Origin of the sequence: Variovorax sp. W2I14 (genome assembly GCF_050435205.1) — a bacterium.
GTDB lineage: Bacteria > Pseudomonadota > Gammaproteobacteria > Burkholderiales > Burkholderiaceae_C > Variovorax > Variovorax paradoxus_C.
Window position 1 is genome coordinate 2,680,049 of the sequence record NZ_JBNDJX010000001.1, and the last position, 14,963, is coordinate 2,695,011.

General features: G+C 65.6%; 14 protein-coding genes. 1 reads left to right on the forward strand and 13 read right to left on the reverse strand.

The features are described from left to right. Window positions 1-25 precede the first annotated feature (25 nt). Genes QF040_RS12430 through QF040_RS12445 form a run of 4 tightly spaced genes read right to left on the reverse strand, consistent with a single transcriptional unit; the run spans window position 26 to window position 5,051 of the window. Window positions 26-1,588, reverse strand: coding sequence for a DHA2 family efflux MFS transporter permease subunit (locus QF040_RS12430; RefSeq protein ID WP_013542393.1), 1,563 nt, complete (start codon window positions 1,586-1,588; stop codon window positions 26-28). A 38-nt stretch (window positions 1,589-1,626) separates the two neighbouring features. Continuing rightward, window positions 1,627-2,985 (reverse strand): efflux RND transporter periplasmic adaptor subunit, encoded by a 1,359-nt coding sequence (locus tag QF040_RS12435; RefSeq protein WP_429611282.1) that lies wholly within the window; start codon window positions 2,983-2,985, stop codon window positions 1,627-1,629. 55 nt (window positions 2,986-3,040) lie between these two features. Continuing rightward, window positions 3,041-4,522: an efflux transporter outer membrane subunit gene (locus QF040_RS12440; RefSeq protein ID WP_429611283.1), complete on the reverse strand. Its 1,482-nt coding sequence runs from the start codon at window positions 4,520-4,522 to the stop codon at window positions 3,041-3,043. Next, the gene (locus QF040_RS12445; RefSeq protein ID WP_013542396.1) at window positions 4,515-5,051 is read right to left on the reverse strand and encodes a MarR family winged helix-turn-helix transcriptional regulator; all 537 of its coding nucleotides are present in this window, start codon (window positions 5,049-5,051) and stop codon (window positions 4,515-4,517) included. Before QF040_RS12445 ends, QF040_RS12440 begins: the two co-directional genes overlap by 8 nt. A 78-nt stretch (window positions 5,052-5,129) precedes the next feature. Here QF040_RS12445 and QF040_RS12450 point away from each other — a divergent pair, with 78 nt between their 5' ends. Then, complete coding sequence (locus QF040_RS12450) at window positions 5,130-6,914, forward strand: ABC transporter transmembrane domain-containing protein (RefSeq protein ID WP_429611284.1); 1,785 nt, start codon at window positions 5,130-5,132, stop codon at window positions 6,912-6,914. Between the two features lie 18 nt (window positions 6,915-6,932). Here the strand turns inward: QF040_RS12450 and QF040_RS12455 are convergent, their stop codons facing one another. The 9 genes from QF040_RS12455 to nuoI are packed head-to-tail and all read right to left on the reverse strand — an operon-like array spanning window position 6,933 to window position 14,949. After that, window positions 6,933-7,385: a DUF1178 family protein gene (locus tag QF040_RS12455; protein ID WP_429611285.1), complete on the reverse strand. Its 453-nt coding sequence runs from the start codon at window positions 7,383-7,385 to the stop codon at window positions 6,933-6,935. Window positions 7,386-7,392: 7 nt separating this feature from the next. Then, window positions 7,393-7,998: an NUDIX domain-containing protein gene (locus QF040_RS12460; protein ID WP_306878825.1), complete on the reverse strand. Its 606-nt coding sequence runs from the start codon at window positions 7,996-7,998 to the stop codon at window positions 7,393-7,395. Window positions 7,999-8,003: 5 nt separating this feature from the next. Further along, complete coding sequence (locus QF040_RS12465; protein ID WP_429611286.1) at window positions 8,004-8,309, reverse strand: DUF2818 family protein; 306 nt, start codon at window positions 8,307-8,309, stop codon at window positions 8,004-8,006. Window positions 8,310-8,324: 15 nt separating this feature from the next. Beyond that, a complete protein-coding gene (gene nuoN, locus QF040_RS12470; protein ID WP_429611287.1) occupies window positions 8,325-9,812 on the reverse strand; it encodes an NADH-quinone oxidoreductase subunit NuoN in 1,488 nt (495 codons plus the stop codon). A gap of 26 nt (window positions 9,813-9,838) precedes the next feature. After that, the gene (locus QF040_RS12475) at window positions 9,839-11,317 is read right to left on the reverse strand and encodes an NADH-quinone oxidoreductase subunit M (RefSeq protein ID WP_429611288.1); all 1,479 of its coding nucleotides are present in this window, start codon (window positions 11,315-11,317) and stop codon (window positions 9,839-9,841) included. 25 nt (window positions 11,318-11,342) lie between these two features. Beyond that, complete coding sequence (gene nuoL, locus QF040_RS12480) at window positions 11,343-13,388, reverse strand: NADH-quinone oxidoreductase subunit L (RefSeq protein ID WP_306878830.1); 2,046 nt, start codon at window positions 13,386-13,388, stop codon at window positions 11,343-11,345. 7 nt (window positions 13,389-13,395) lie between these two features. Next, a complete protein-coding gene (gene nuoK, locus QF040_RS12485) occupies window positions 13,396-13,704 on the reverse strand; it encodes an NADH-quinone oxidoreductase subunit NuoK (protein WP_007837741.1) in 309 nt (102 codons plus the stop codon). Further along, the gene (locus QF040_RS12490) at window positions 13,701-14,366 is read right to left on the reverse strand and encodes an NADH-quinone oxidoreductase subunit J (RefSeq protein ID WP_013542404.1); all 666 of its coding nucleotides are present in this window, start codon (window positions 14,364-14,366) and stop codon (window positions 13,701-13,703) included. The genes nuoK and QF040_RS12490 overlap by 4 nt, the downstream gene beginning before the upstream one ends. A 37-nt stretch (window positions 14,367-14,403) precedes the next feature. Then, window positions 14,404-14,949 carry an NADH-quinone oxidoreductase subunit NuoI gene (gene nuoI, locus QF040_RS12495; RefSeq protein WP_013542405.1) on the reverse strand — a complete coding sequence of 182 codons (546 nt, stop codon included), beginning with the start codon at window positions 14,947-14,949 and terminating at the stop codon, window positions 14,404-14,406. Between the last annotated feature and the right edge of the window lie 14 nt (window positions 14,950-14,963).

A 14,963-nucleotide genomic window follows, 5' to 3' on the forward strand; every position in this document is an offset into this window, starting at 1 on the left:
TACGGGGTGACCACCGCGCGCGTTGTCAGTGCGCGCCGGCCGCGGCGTCGCCTCCAGCGCCGCCCTTCTGCGGCTTGGCCAGCCACACCAGCGGGATCAGCAACAGGAACAGGATCGCCGACGCATAGAAGATGTCGTTCGTCGCGAGCATGTAGGCCTGCTGGTCGACGATGCGGTTGATCTGCCCCATCACCTGCTCGGTGCTGAGGCCGCTGCCGGTGAGCCCGGACATCGCAGCGGTGGCCGCGTTGTTGCCCTGGTTGATGGTCTCGGCGAGCTGCGCATGGTGCAGCGTCGCGCGGTTGTCCCACAGCGTGGTGGTGAGCGAGGTGCCCATCGCACCGGCCGTGATCCGCAGGAAATTCGACAACCCCGAGGCGGCCGGAATGCGGTCGGGCGTGAGGCCCGACAGCGTGATCGTCACCAGCGGAATGAAGAAGAACGCCATCGCAATGCCCTGGATCACCGTCGGAATGATGATGGTGACGAAGTCGGCCTGCGTGTTGAAGTTCGACCGCATCCACAGCACCAGCGCGAACACCAGGAACGAGAACGTGGCATAGCGCCGCGGATCGATCTTGGACACGGTGAGCCCGACCACCGGCGAGAAGAAGATCGCGAGCAATCCCACCGGCGCCATGATCATCCCCGCCTGCGTCGCGGTGTAGCCCATCCACTGCTGCAGCCACAGCGGCAGCAGCACCACGTTGCCGAAGAAAAGGCCGTAGGCCACAGCCGTTGCCACCGCGCCCGACCAGAAGTTGCGCCGCTTGAAGAGCGACAGGTCGACCACCGGGTGCTTGTCGGTCAGCTCCCAGATCAGGAAGAACGCGAAGCCGACCACGGCCACCACCGCCATCGTGACGATCTGCGGCGAGTGGAACCAGTCGAGCTCCTTGCCCTTGTCGAGCATGAGCTGCATCGAGCCGACCCACAGCACCAGCAGCGCGAGGCCGATGGCGTCGATGGGCACCTTGTGCGTGTTGCTCTCGCGCTTGCGATAGAGCGCCCAGGTGATGGAAGCCGCGACGATGCCCACGGGGATGTTGATGTAGAAGATCCACGGCCACGAGATGTTGTCGGTGATCCAGCCGCCCAGGAGCGGCCCCATCACCGGCGCGACCAGCGTGGTCATCGACCACATCGCCATCGCAAGGCCCGCCTTGGCCTTCGGATAGCTGGACAGGAGCAGCGTCTGCGACAGCGGAATCATCGGACCGGCGACGAAGCCTTGGAGCGCGCGGAACAGGATGAGCGTGGTCATGTTCGGCGCGAGGCCGCACAGGAGCGAGCTGATCATGAACAGGATCACGCTCGCCATGAACAGGCGCACCTGGCCGAAGCGCTGGGTCATGAAACCCGTGAGCGGCACCGCGATGGCGTTGGCCACCGCGAAGCTGGTGATGACCCAGGTGCCCTGCGTGGTGCTCACGCCCAGGTCGCCCGAGATGGCAGGCAACGACACGTTCGCGATCGACGAATCGAGCACGTTCATGAAGGTTGCCGCGGACAGCGCGATCGTGCCCCACACGCGGGCGGAGCCCTCGAGCGGTGCGTGCGCTATGTAAGCGGGAGCGGCGGTGGCCATTGCGCGTGCTTTTTCAGTTCAAGCGAAGCGGGCAACGATCAACCGGGCTGGCCCTGAACCGCCACCTGCGCACCGGTGCCCGGCGTCGCGGCCGGATGCTTCGCGGGCGCACTCGTGGCGCTCGTGACGCTTGCGGCGTTCGCGGCGTTGGTCGAAGCGCTGCGGCCGAGGTTGGCCGCGACGATGCGGTCCACTTCGGCATCGGCGCCGCGGTCAAGCTGGCTGTAGACCTGCGTCTGCGTGAGCGCGGTGCCGCGCGGCGCGTCGGCGAGCATCTTGCCGCTCTTGGACGTGATGTCGATCTCGGCGTCCATCGACAGACCGATGCGCAGCGGGTTGGCCTTGAGCTGCTCGGGGTCGAGCGCGATGCGCACGGGCACGCGCTGCACCACCTTGATCCAGTTGCCGGTGGCGTTCTGCGCGGGCAGCAGTGCGAACGCGCTGCCGGTGCCCACGCCCAGGCCGGCGACCTTGCCGTCGTACTCGACCTTCTTGCCGTAGACGTCGGCGGTGAGCTTCACGGGCTGGCCGATGCGGATGTTGCGCAACTGCACTTCCTTGAAGTTGGCATCGACCCACAGTTGGTTGAGCGGCACGATCGACATCATCGGCGTGCCGGCGGCCACACGCTGGCCGAGCTGCACGGTGCGCTTGGCGACGTAGCCGTCGACCGGCGCGGGCATCGCGACGCGCTGCGTGGCGAGGTAGGCCTCGCGCACCTTGGCGGCGGCGGCCAGCACGCTCGGGTGCTGCGCGACGCTGGTGCCTTCGGTCAGCGACTGGTTGCTCACCAGCGCTTCCTTCGCGGCGACAACGCCGGCCTGCGCGGCGGCGAGCTGGCTCTTGGCCGTGTCGAGCTGCGTTTCGGCGTGGTTCAGTTCTTCCTTCGACACGGCGCCGTTGCCCGAGAGCGCGCGGCGGCGCTGCAGGTCGTCCTGGGCCTTGGCGATGTCGCTCTGGGCCTTGACGATGTCCGACTGGCGCAGCGTGACCTGCGCGGCCAGCGAACCGTTGTTGGCGTAGAGCGTGCGCGTCTGGCGCACGGTCTGGGCCAGCGCGGCCTCGGCCTGTTCGAGCGAGACCTTGGCATCGGCCGGGTCGAGCTGCACCAGCGGCTGGCCAGCCTTCACGAAGTCGGTGTCGTCGGCGTTGATGGCCATGACGGTGCCGCCGATCTGCGGCGTGATCTGGATGACGTTGCCCTGTACGTAGGCGTTGTCGGTGTCTTCGTAATGGCTGGCGACCAGCCATTCGTAGAGACCCCAGCCGCCGCCGGCGACGATCACCACGGCTGCCAGTGCGGTCAGCGCGCGGCGGCGCTTGCCGTTGCCGGCGGGCGCTTCGGGTGCAACAGGGGCTGCGGAGGCAGCGGACGTCGGAGTGTTGTTGTCGCTCATGATGAATTTCTTTCCGAAAACGAGGGAGTCGGGAGCCGTGTCAGCGCGGTCCTGTTCAGTTCACTGCGGCCGTCGGGGCCGATGCCGTGGCGGTGGAAGTCGCCGGGGGCTGCCAACCGCCGCCCAGCGCTCGTGCCAGGCCCACCTGCGTGTCGAGCGCACGCGCGGCCAGATCGACGGCCAGCCGGCGCTGCGCCAGCACCGAGGTCTCGGCCGTCAGCACGTTGAGGTAGTTGCCAAGGCCCGCGCGGTAGCGCTGCACGGCGATGTCGTAGGCGCCTTCGGCGGCCGTTTGCGCGGCGCGCTGTTCGGCCTGCTGGCGGGTGATCGACTGGGCGCTGGAGACCTGGTCGGCCGCGTCGCGCACGGCGTCGAGCACCGTGGCGTTGTAGCTTTCGACCGCCACGTCCAGGTCGGCCGACTTGCCGCGCAGGTTGGCGCGGAGCCGCCCGCCTTCGAAGATCGGCAGGCTGATGGCCGGGCCCACGCCCCACTGCTCGCTGCCCGACTTGAGCAGCTTGCCTAGCCCCAAGCTCTGGAAGCCGACGAAGGCCGTGAGGTTCACGTTGGGATAGAACTGGGTCTTGGCATTGGCCACGTCGCTCGTCGCGGCCTCGACACGCCAGCGCGCGGCGGCGATGTCGGCGCGGCGGCCCAGCAGGTCGGCCGGGATGTTGGCCTGCAGCGCCATCGGCTTGACGCCGGCGAGCACCGGCGGCTTGAGCGAGGCCGACACGTTGGGCTGGCCGACGAGTGCGTCGAGCGCGTGCTGCTGCAGCGCGATCTGCTCGTTGAGGGCTTCGATCTGCTGGCGCGCTTCGGGCAGGCCGCCTTCACTCTGGCGCAGTTCGAGGCGGGTGTCCAGGCCGGCGGAGACGCGGTCGCGCACGAGCTTCAAGGTCTCGTCGCGCTGGGCCAGCGTGCGTTGCGCCACGGTGAGCTGGTCGTTCAGGCGCGCCCACTGGAAGTAGCTGCGCGCGACGTTGCTGGCGAGCAGCACACGGGCGGCATCCGCATCGGCCGCGGCGGCGTTGGCAGCGCCGATGGCGGTATCGAGCGCGGTGCGGTTCTTGCCGAAGAAGTCGAGCTCCCAGCTGGCGCCGAGCTGCAGCAGGCCGATGTTCTGCGTCGAGCCGCCCAGCGGCGCCGGGTAGATGTAGTTGCTGTTGAACTTCTGGCGGTTCAGGTCCAGGTCGCCCTTGACCTGCGGCTTGAGCGCCGCGCCGGCGATGTCCGCCGAAGCCTGCGCACGCGCGAGGCGGGCCTGCGCGACTTGCAGGTTCGGGTTGCCGGCCACGGCCTGGTCGATCAGCGTGTTGAGCTGCGTGTCGCCGAAGGCGAGCCACCACTGGCGGTCGAGCCTGGAGACGGGGGTTGCGGCGCTGTCGGGCGCGATGCCGAGCGACGACGCATCGCGCAGTTTGGCCTGCGAGCCGATGCCGGACATGTCGGCACAACCGGCCAGCGCCACAAGCAGCAACGCGGCCGCAACGACGGGAGTGCGACGCACAGCGCGCACGGCGAAGGAATCATTCATTTTTATCTCCACGGGCCGCGAGGGCCTGCGCGTTGTCGAGGATGCGGCGGAGGTAGCCCTTGAGCTGCTCCCACTCCTCGGTGGTGAAACCTGCCAGGTGCTCGTTCTGCACGCGGCTGAGCACGTAAGGCACTTCCTTGGCGGCGGCACGGCCTTCGTCGGTGAGCTCGATGTTGACCACGCGGCGGTCTTCCAGCGAACGCACCCGGCGGCACAGGCCCTTGGCTTCGAGGCGGTCGAGCAGCCGCGTCATGGCGCCGGTGTCGAGTTCGCAGGCGCGTGCCAGTTCGGCCACCGTGGTCGCCGCGCCGGTGTGCAGCTTGTACAGCGGCACCCATTGCGGAAAGGTGGGGCCGCCGGGCTCGCACATGCGGGTTTCCACCGACTGGGCCACCGCCGAGACGATGCGGCGCATCAGGTAGCCGATGCTTTCCTCGGCGCGATAGTCCTCCGCCCGATAGAAGACGGGGGGCCGACGCACAGCGTCATCGGGGACCGACGAGGCCTTGGGAATGTTTGCATCGCTCATGGGACGAAATATTAGCTGCCGCGGCAATTATTGTCAAGGCTGCCTTTGTAGCGGCAGCGGTCGGTAGAATCCGCGCCCATGGCTTCCTCCCCACCGTCTTCCATGGCCAAGGGCTCGCCCCGGTCGCTGTCGGGCCTGAGCCCCTTCCTTCGCCCCTACCGCGTGCAGATCGTGCTGGCGGCGGTTTTCCTGGTGATGGCGGCCATCACGACGCTGGCCTTTCCGCTCGCGCTGCGCAGCCTGATCGACGGCGGGCTGATCAACCCCGACAAGGGCGCCCAGACCATGGCGCTGCGCGAGCACTTCGGCGCCCTTTTCGCGGTCGCCGTGGCGCTGGGGCTTTTCTCGGCCGCGCGTTTCTATACGGTGAGCTGGCTGGGCGAACGGGTCACGGCGGACCTGCGCAACGCGGTCTACGGCCATGTGCTGCACCAGAGCCCGGCCTTCTTCGAGACCACGCAAACGGGTGAAGTGCTCTCGCGCCTCACGGCGGATACGACGCTGGTGCAGACAGTCGTCGGATCGTCGCTGAGCATGGGCCTGCGCAACGCGGTGATGGGCGTGGGCGCGCTGGCCGTGCTGGTCTGGACCAATCCCTACGTGATGGTGCAGGTGCTGGGCATCCTGGTGCTGGTGGTGCTGCCGAGCATGTGGTTCGGCCGGCGGGTTCGCAAGTTGTCGCGCGCGAGCCAGGACCGCGTGGCCGATTCGAGCGCGATCGCGGCCGAGGTGCTGAATGCGATTCCGGTGGTGCAAAGCTACACCGCCGAGTCGCGCGAGGCGGCCCGCTTCGACGCCTCGACCGAGAACGCCTTCCGCACCGCCGTGCGCCGCACCAAGGCCCGCTCGGTGCTCGTGGCCTTCATCATCATCGCGACCTCGGCAGCGCTGCTCTGGGGCCTGTACCAAGGCACGCAGGCTGTGCTGCGCGGCGACATCACGGCGGGCCACCTCGGCCAGACCGTGGTCTACGTAGCCATCCTCGCGAGCGCGACAGCGGTGCTCGGCGAGGTGTACGGCGACCTGCTGCGCGCGGCAGGGGCCACCGAACGGCTGATGGAGCTGCTGCATGCGCCGGCCGTCATCACTTCTCCCGCGAATCCGGCGGTCACGCCGATCCCGGCCGCGGGAAGCGCGATCAAGCTCGACGCGGTGACCTTCCACTATCCCTCACGGCCCGGCACGCCGGCGCTGCGCGATTTCAACCTCGACATCGCGCCCGGCGAAACCGTGGCGCTGGTCGGCTCCAGCGGCGCTGGCAAGAGCACGGTGTTCCAGTTGCTGCTCCGCTACTACGACCCGCAATCGGGCCAGTTGCTGCTCGACGGCGCGCCGCTCGCATCGCTCGCCCTGCCCGACCTGCGCACCCGCATCGGGCTTGTGCCGCAGGACGCGGTGATCTTCTCGGCCAGCGCGTTCGAGAACATTCGCTACGGCCGGCCCGAAGCCACCGCCGACGAAGTGCATGCGGCAGCCCGCGCCGCATTCGCGCACGACTTCCTGACAGCATTGCCCGAGGGCTACGACACCTTCCTTGGCGAACGTGGCGTGCGGTTGTCCGGCGGACAGCGCCAGCGCATCGCGATTGCGCGCGCGATCCTCAAGAACCCGCCCTTGCTGCTGCTCGACGAAGCCACCAGTGCGCTCGACGCGGAAAGTGAACGCATGGTGCAGGCCGCGCTCGAGTCGGCAATGGAAGGCCGCACGACGCTGGTCATCGCGCATCGCCTGGCGACCGTGCAGAAGGCCGACCGCATCATCGTGCTGGATCACGGCGGCATCGTCGAACAGGGAACGCATGCGGCGTTGGTGGCGCAGGGCGGTGTCTACGCCCGCCTGGCCGCACTTCAGTTCACGGCCTGAGCCCAGGCCGCAGCAGAGTTACTGCAGCGTCTCTTTGAGCGCCGCGGGCATCGGCAGCGGCATCACCGCGATGCCTTCATCGAGCAGCGCTTCGGTCTGCTCGGGCGTCGCCTGGCCACGGATGCCGCGCTCTTCGGTTTCGCCGTAGTGCATCTTGCGGGCTTCCTCGGCAAAGCGATCGCCGACGTCTTCGGTCTTGGCGATGACCTCGCGCACGGCGCGCATCCAGCGAGCTTCGGGGGAAAGTTGAGCCGGCGCCTGCGAGGGCGCGGCGGGCGCCGCTTCTGCTGCCGGCGCCTTGGCGTTGCCAAGATTGAGACGCGGCGCGCTCAGCAGCTTGACGATGGCGGTGTCGCCGCAGACCGGGCATTCGACCAGCCCGCCGGCAAGCTGCGTCTCGAAAGCCTCGTTTGACGCGAACCAGCCCTCGAAGCCGTGGCCGTGCGTGCAGCGGAGATCGAGGACCTTCATGCGCGGATTATCCCGCGCCGCCCTGCGACGCCGCCGCTTTCCAGTCGAGTGCCCATGCGCCCGAAAGGACGTTCTGCATCCACAGGGTGCAGGTCAATGACTTGGCGTCGGTGACCGTGCCGTCGCGGCACCAGCCGATCATTTCCTCGGGCGTGGCGGTGAACACGTCGAGGAATTCGCCGTGGTCGAGCTTCCGCTCGCCCAGCGAGAGGCCGCGTGCGAAGTAGATGTGGATGATCTCTGTCGAGTACGCCACGGCCAGGTGCATCGCACCGGCATGCGCCCATTCGCGGGCGGTGTAGCCGGTTTCCTCGAGCAGTTCGCGCTGGCCGCAGACCAGCGGGTCTTCGCCCGGATCGAGCTTGCCGGCCGGAAACTCCACCATCACATGGCCGACCGGGTAGCGGTACTGGCGCTCCAGCACCACACGGCCATCGTCGAGCAGCGGAATCACCACCACCGCGCCGGGATGCACCACGTACTCGCGCGTGGCGTTGTGGCCGTCGGGCAGGCGGATGGTGTCGCGCTTGGCATGCAGGAAGCGGCCCTTGAAGAGCTCTTCGCTGCTGACGAGTTCTTCCTTCAGGTGCGAGTCGGCAATGGGTGAAGTCATGTGAATCAATGCCTGTGCTTCATCAGGTAGCGCCAGGTGAAACCTGGAAAGGCCAGCACGATGAAGAGCGCGCCGGTCACCGCGTAGAACTCCCAGCCCTGCGGCGAGATCTGCCCTGCCCTGCGTTCGAACAAGAGGCCGATGCCGCCGGCAATGAAGTACAGCGCCACCAGCTCGGTAAAGCGGATCGCGAGCGACTTGCGCTTTGCCGGCAGCGGCACGGCGCCGAACAGGCGCTCATTGAAGAACGGCAGGTTGGCGGCCAACAGGGCCACAAGCAACACGACCCAGACCGACGCGGTTTGCGACACCGTGGGCCGGCCGAGTCAGTGGGCCAGCGTGGCCGCGATGGCCTCGTAGCACAGCGTCATCAGACCGCCGGGCAACACGCCGAGAATCAGGATCAGCGCGCCGTTGATCACGAGCACGGTGCGCACGTCGAACGATGCCGACACGGTGGTGGCCGTGACAGGAGCGTCGAAGTACATGACCTTGACCACGCGCAGGTAGTAGAAGGCGCCGACCAGCGACATCATCACGGCGAACACCGCCAGACCGATGTAGATGGCCTGGCCCGAGGCGATCAGCGCCTGCAGCACGGCCAGCTTCGCGTAGAAGCCAACGAGCGGAGGCAGACCGGCCAGCGAGAACATCGCGATGGCCATCACGCCGGCGTACAGCGGGCTGCGCTGGTTGAGGCCGGCCAGGTCGGTGATCTCTTCGCTCTCGAAGCCTTCGCGCGCCAGCAGCAGGATGATGCCGAAGCTCGCCAGCGTGGTCAGCACGTAGGTCACGATGTAGAACATCGAGGCGCTGTAGGCCGCCTGCGCGTTCTGCGTGCCCGACAGGTCCGAACCGGCGACCAGGCCCAGCAGCATGAAGCCCATCTGCGAGATGGTCGAGTACGCCAGCATCCGCTTGAGGTTGCTCTGCGCAATGGCGGCGAGGTTACCGATCAGCAGCGAAGCAATGGCCAGCACGGCCAGCATCTGCTGCCAGTCGATCGCGAGCGGCTGCAAGCCATCCACCAGCAGGCGAATGATGATGCCGAAGGCGGCCAGTTCGGGCGCCGCGCCGATCAGCAGCGTGACGGCCGTGGGCGCCCCCTGGTAGACGTCGGGCACCCACATGTGGAAAGGCGCCGCCCCCACCTTGAATGCCAGGCCGGCCACGATGAACACGAGGCCGAACACCAGCACCTGGTGGTTCACCTTGCCGGTCGAGATCGCCTTGAACACTTCGTTCAGGTCGAGCGAGCCGGTCGCGCCGTACATCATCGAGAGGCCGTACAGCAGGAAGCCGCTGGCCATTGCGCCGAGCACGAAGTACTTCATCGCCGCTTCGCTGGCCACCGCGTTGTCGCGGCGCAGCGCCACGAGCGCATAGCTCGAGAGCGTGAGCAGTTCCAGGCCCAGGTAGATCAACAGGAAGTTGCTGCCCGAGATCATCACGAACATGCCCAGCAACGCGAACATGCTGATGGTGAACAGTTCGCCGCCGCGCAGCATCTCCCGATCGGCCGCATAGGGGCGGCCATAGATCAGGGTGACCATCAGGGCGATGGTGGAGAAGCACTTGAGCCAGTTGCCCATCGAATCGCTCACGACCATGCCGCCGAAGCCGTAGATGGTCTTGCCGTCGAGCCCGGCCATGCCGGTGAGCACGGCCACCACCAGCAGCGTGAGCAGCGTCAGCACATAGGTGCGGGTGCGGCGCGGGCTCGTGTCCGACAGGTCGACCAACGCAATGATGCAGGCCATGACCAGCAACACGATTTCGGGGTAGATCGTGACCCAGCTGAGTTTGTCAATCATCTCGTTCTCTTGTCTTCAGCGTGGCATCAGGAGGGCAGTTTCGAAACTGCCACGTGGCGCAGGAGCTCGGTCACCGAGGCATCCATCGCATCGGTGAAGGGCTTCGGATACAGGCCCATCCACAACACGGCGATCGCCAGCAGCGACAGCATCAGGAACTCGCGGGCGTTGATGTCCTTCAGTTCCTTGACATGGTCGTTGCCGACCGGGCCGAGGTACACGCGCTTGTACATCCAGAGGGTGTAGGCGGCGCCGAAGATCAGCGCGGTTGCTGCCCCCAGGCCGATCCAGAAGTTGGCCTTCACGGCACCCAGGATCACCATCCACTCGCCCACGAAACCGGCGGTGCCCGGCAGGCCGCAATTGGCCATGGCGAACAGCAGCGCGAACGCGGCGAACTTGGGCATGGTGTTGACCACGCCGCCGTAGTCGGCGATCTGGCGCGAGTGCACGCGGTCGTACAGCACGCCGATGCCCAGGAACATGGCGCCCGAGACGAAACCGTGGGCAATCATCTGCACGATGCCGCCGGACACGCCGAGCTCGTTGAAGATGAAGAAGCCGAGCGTCACGAAACCCATGTGGGCGACCGACGAATAAGCCACCAGCTTCTTCATGTCCTGCTGCACCAGCGCAACCAGGCCCACGTAGATCACCGCAATCAGCGACAGCGCGATCATGAGCCAGGCCCACTCGTGCGACGCATCGGGAGCGATGGGCATCGAGAAGCGCAGGAAGCCGTAGGCACCCAGCTTCAGCATGATCGCAGCCAGCACGGCCGAGCCGCCGGTCGGGGCCTCGACGTGCACGTCAGGCAACCACGTGTGGACCGGCCACATCGGCACCTTGACGGCGAAGGCTGCGAAGAACGCGAAGAACAGGAAGGTCTGTGCGGTCGACCCCAGCGGCAGCTTGTGCCAGGCCAGGATGTCGAAGCTGCCGCCCGACTTGTTGTACAGGAAGATCAGCGCCACCAGCATCAGCAGCGAGCCGAGCAAGGTGTAGAGGAAGAACTTGAACGCCGCGTAGATCTTGTTCGGGCCGCCCCAGATGCCGATGATCAGGTACATCGGGATCAGCGTGGCTTCGAAGAACACGTAGAACAGGATGCCGTCGAGCGCGGAGAACACGCCGATCATGAAACCCGACAGGATCAGGAACGCGCCCATGTACTGGTTCACACGTTCGGTGATCACTTCCCAGGCCGAGATGACGACCACGACCGTGATGAACGAGGTCAGCAGCACCATCCACAGCGACAGGCCGTCAAGACCGATGTGGTAATTGACGTTGAAGCGGGAGATCCAGCTCGTCTTCTCGACGAACTGCATGGCGGCGGTTCCGTTCTGGAAGCGCGTGAACAGCGGCACCGTAACCAGGAAGCTCACGATGGCACCGACGAGCGCGACCCAGCGCACGCCCTTGGCATGCTCTTCGCGGCCAAACGCCAGCAGCACGGCGCCGAATGCGATCGGCACCCAGATGGCAAGGCTCAACAAACCCATTTTTCTTTTTCTCCAGCGTTCGGGCTCAGCGTTTGAACCAGACGAAGTACGTCATCAGGATGAAGATGCCGAGCAGCATCGCGAAGGCATAGTGATAGATGTAGCCCGACTGCACCCAGCGCACCACGCTGGAGATACGGCCGATCACTTTCCACGAACCATTGACCATGGCACCGTCGATCAGGGCCTGGTCGCCACCCTTCCAGAGGCCCGTGCCGAGCAGGCGCGCACCGCGGGCGAGGATGTTCTCGTTGATCCAGTCGAGGTAGTACTTGTTCTCGAGCAGGTTGTAGATCGGGCTGCATGCGCGCTTGATCGCGGCCGGCAGCGCCGGGTTGATCATGTACATGTAGTACGAGAGCACCACGCCGGCCAACGCCAGCCAGAAGGGCATGGCCGTGAGCCCGTGCTTTGCCATGGCCAGCGGACCATGGAAAGCCTCTTCCAGCTCCTTCATCGCATGGTGCTTGGTGCCGTCAACGAAGATCGCACCCTTGAAGAACTCGCCGAACAGCATCGGATCGATGGTGTAGAAGCCGATCAGCGCCGACGGGATCGCCAGCAGCACCAGCGGCAGCCAGACCACCCAGGGCGATTCGTGCGGCTTGTGGGCGTCATGGCCGTGGCCGTGATCGTCGTGGCCATGTGCATCGTGCGCATGGTCGTCGTGGTGAGCGTCCGGGTTCTGGTCGTAGCGTTCCTTGCCGTGGAAGACCAGGAAGTACATGCGGAACGAATAGAAGGCCGTGACGAACACGCCGATCAGCACCGCGTAGTAGGCGAAGTTCGCGCCCCACAGATGGCTTTCGTGCACCGCCTCGATGATGCTGTCCTTCGAGTAGAAGCCCGAGAACAGCGGCGTACCGATCAGCGCGAGCGAACCGATCAGCGAAGTGATCCAGGTGATCGGCATGTACTTGCGCACGCCGCCCATCCAGCGGATGTCCTGGTTGTGGTGCATGCCGATGATCACCGAGCCGGCGCCCAGGAACAGCAGCGCCTTGAAGAACGCGTGCGTCATCAGGTGGAACACCGCGACCGAGTAGGCGGAGGCACCGAGCGCCACCGTCATGTAGCCCAGCTGCGAGAGCGTGGAGTACGCGACCACGCGCTTGATGTCGTTCTGGATGATGCCGAGGAAACCCATGAAGAGCGCGGTGATGGCGCCGATCACGAGGATGAAGCTCAGGGCCGTGTCGCTCAATTCGAACAGCGGCGACATGCGCGCCACCATGAAGATGCCTGCCGTCACCATCGTCGCCGCGTGGATCAGCGCGGAGATGGGCGTCGGGCCTTCCATCGAATCGGGCAGCCACACATGCAGCGGGAACTGTGCGCTCTTGCCCATTGCACCGATGAAGAGGCAAATGCAGATCACGGTGATCAGCATCCACTCCGTGCCGGGGAAGGTGATGCCGGCCAGCGTGTTGGCCTTGGCGAAGGCTTCGCCGTAGTTCAGCGTGCCGGCGTAGGCGGCGATCAGGCCGATGCCCAGGATGAAGCCGAAGTCGCCCACGCGGTTGACCAGGAAGGCCTTCATGTTCGCGAAAATCGCGGTCGGCTTGTTGAACCAGAAGCCGATCAGCAGGTACGACACCAGGCCCACCGCTTCCCAGCCGAAGAACAGCTGGAGCATGTTGTTGCTCATGACGAGCATCAGCATCGAGAAGGTGAACAGCGAGATGTACGAGAAGAAGCGGTTGTAGCCGTCGTCTTCTTCCATGTAGCCGATGGTGTAGATGTGCACCATCAGCGACACGAAGGTCACCACGCACATCATCATGGCCGTGAGGCCGTCGACCAGGAAGCCGACTTCCATCTTCAGGCCGCCGACGATCATCCATTCGTAGAGCGTGGCGTTGAAGCGGGCGCCGTCGACCACCACGCTCTTGAGCGTCATGGCCGAGATGATGAAAGCGACGAGCACGCCGAGGATGGTCAGCGAATGCGTGACCTTGCGGCCGATGTGATTGCCGCCGAACTTGGTGCCGAAGACGCCCGCGAGGGCGGCGCCGACCAGGGGTGCCAGCGGCACGGCCAGCAATGTGGATGCGGAAAGGGTTGCGCTCATGTTGATTTCAACCCTTGAGCGAGTTGAGCTCGTCGACGTTGATGTTCGACTTGTTGCGGAACAGCAGGACCAGGAGGGCCAGGCCGATGGCCGACTCGGCAGCAGCCACCGTCAGGATGAAGAACACGAAGATCTGTCCGTGCATGTCGCCCAGGTAGTGCGAGAACGCCACGAAGTTCATGTTGACCGCCAGCAGCATCAGCTCGATGGCCATCAGCAGCACGATCAGGTTCTTGCGGTTCAGGAAGATGCCGATCACCGACAGCGCGAAGAGCATCGCGCCGAGCGAGAGGAAGTGTCCGAGCGTGAGCGTCATGCCTTGTTTTCCTTTGCCGCCTCAGCCGATGCTGCCGGTGCTGCTTCGGCCACGGGTTCCGCCGCACGCGTCACGGGCATCTGCACGATGCGCACGCGGTCGCGCGCCTTCACGCGCACCTGGTCCGACGGGTTGGTGTACTTGCTGTCCTTGCGGGTGCGCAGCGTCAGTGCAATGGCGGCGATGATGGCCACGAGCAGGATGACCGCGGCAATTTCCAGCGGATAGAGGTACTCGGAATAGAGCAGCTTGCCCAGTTCCATCGTGTTCGAGGTGTTGGGCGAGGTGACCGCCATGGCGCGCGGTGCTTCGCCAAGGCGGAAACCGCCCATGAGCACGGCCGCCATTTCGAGCGCGATCAGCGCGCCGACGCCTGCCGCGAGCGGGAAGTGCTTCCAGAAACCCTGCCGCAAGCTGTCGACGTTGATGTCCAGCATCATCACGACGAAGAGGAACAGCACCATCACTGCGCCGACATACACCAGCACGAGCGAGATCGCGAGGAACTCGGCGCGCAGCAGCAGCCAGATGGCCGAAGCCTGGAAGAAGGCCAGCACCAGGTACAACGCGGCGTACACGGGGTTGCGGGCGGTGATGACGCGGAAGGCTGCAAACAGCAGCACCGCGGCAAACAGATAGAACAGACCGGTCTTGACGTCCATTGGAATTCGAGTGGGTACGGGTTTCGGGCTGGACGGATCAGCGGTACTTGGCGTCGGCCGCCTTGTTCGCTGCAATTTCTTTTTCGTAGCGGTCGCCCACGGCCAGCAGCATGTCCTTGGTGAAGTACAGGTCGCCGCGCTTTTCGCCGTGGTATTCGAAGATGTGGGTCTCCACGATCGAGTCGACCGGGCAGCTCTCTTCGCAGAAGCCGCAGAAGATGCACTTGGTCAGGTCGATGTCGTAGCGCGTGGTGCGGCGCGAGCCGTCGTCGCGCACATCGGATTCGATGGTGATCGCCAGCGCGGGGCAAACGGCTTCGCAGAGCTTGCAGGCGATGCAGCGCTCTTCGCCGTTTTCATAGCGACGCAGCGCGTGCAGGCCGCGAAAACGCGGCGACAGCGGTGTCTTCTCTTCGGGGAACTGCACCGTGATCTTGCGGGCGAAGGCGTACTTGCCCGTGATCGCCAGGCCCTTGAACAATTCGAACAGCATGAAGCTGCCCAAAAAATCCTTGAGCGAGAACGGCGCGGAAGCCAGCTTGGACGGGCGCGAGAGTCCGCCCGCGGTATGTGAAGCAGTCATGATGTCGGCGCTTC

Excerpts from the sequence above, each read along its gene's own strand:
- QF040_RS12430 (WP_013542393.1), bottom strand. The coding sequence starts at position 1,588 with ATGGCCACCGCCGCTCCCGCTTACATAGCGCACGCACCGCTCGAGGGC.
- QF040_RS12435 (WP_429611282.1), bottom strand. The coding sequence starts at position 2,985 with ATGAGCGACAACAACACTCCGACGTCCGCTGCCTCCGCAGCCCCTGTT.
- QF040_RS12440 (WP_429611283.1), bottom strand. The coding sequence starts at position 4,522 with ATGAATGATTCCTTCGCCGTGCGCGCTGTGCGTCGCACTCCCGTCGTT.
- QF040_RS12445 (WP_013542396.1), bottom strand. The coding sequence starts at position 5,051 with ATGAGCGATGCAAACATTCCCAAGGCCTCGTCGGTCCCCGATGACGCT.
- QF040_RS12450 (WP_429611284.1), top strand. The coding sequence starts at position 5,130 with ATGGCTTCCTCCCCACCGTCTTCCATGGCCAAGGGCTCGCCCCGGTCG.
- QF040_RS12455 (WP_429611285.1), bottom strand. The coding sequence starts at position 7,385 with ATGAAGGTCCTCGATCTCCGCTGCACGCACGGCCACGGCTTCGAGGGC.
- QF040_RS12460 (WP_306878825.1), bottom strand. The coding sequence starts at position 7,998 with ATGACTTCACCCATTGCCGACTCGCACCTGAAGGAAGAACTCGTCAGC.
- nuoN (WP_429611287.1), bottom strand. The coding sequence starts at position 9,812 with ATGATTGACAAACTCAGCTGGGTCACGATCTACCCCGAAATCGTGTTG.
- QF040_RS12475 (WP_429611288.1), bottom strand. The coding sequence starts at position 11,317 with ATGGGTTTGTTGAGCCTTGCCATCTGGGTGCCGATCGCATTCGGCGCC.
- nuoL (WP_306878830.1), bottom strand. The coding sequence starts at position 13,388 with ATGAGCGCAACCCTTTCCGCATCCACATTGCTGGCCGTGCCGCTGGCA.
- nuoK (WP_007837741.1), bottom strand. The coding sequence starts at position 13,704 with ATGACGCTCACGCTCGGACACTTCCTCTCGCTCGGCGCGATGCTCTTC.
- QF040_RS12490 (WP_013542404.1), bottom strand. The coding sequence starts at position 14,366 with ATGGACGTCAAGACCGGTCTGTTCTATCTGTTTGCCGCGGTGCTGCTG.
- nuoI (WP_013542405.1), bottom strand. The coding sequence starts at position 14,949 with ATGACTGCTTCACATACCGCGGGCGGACTCTCGCGCCCGTCCAAGCTG.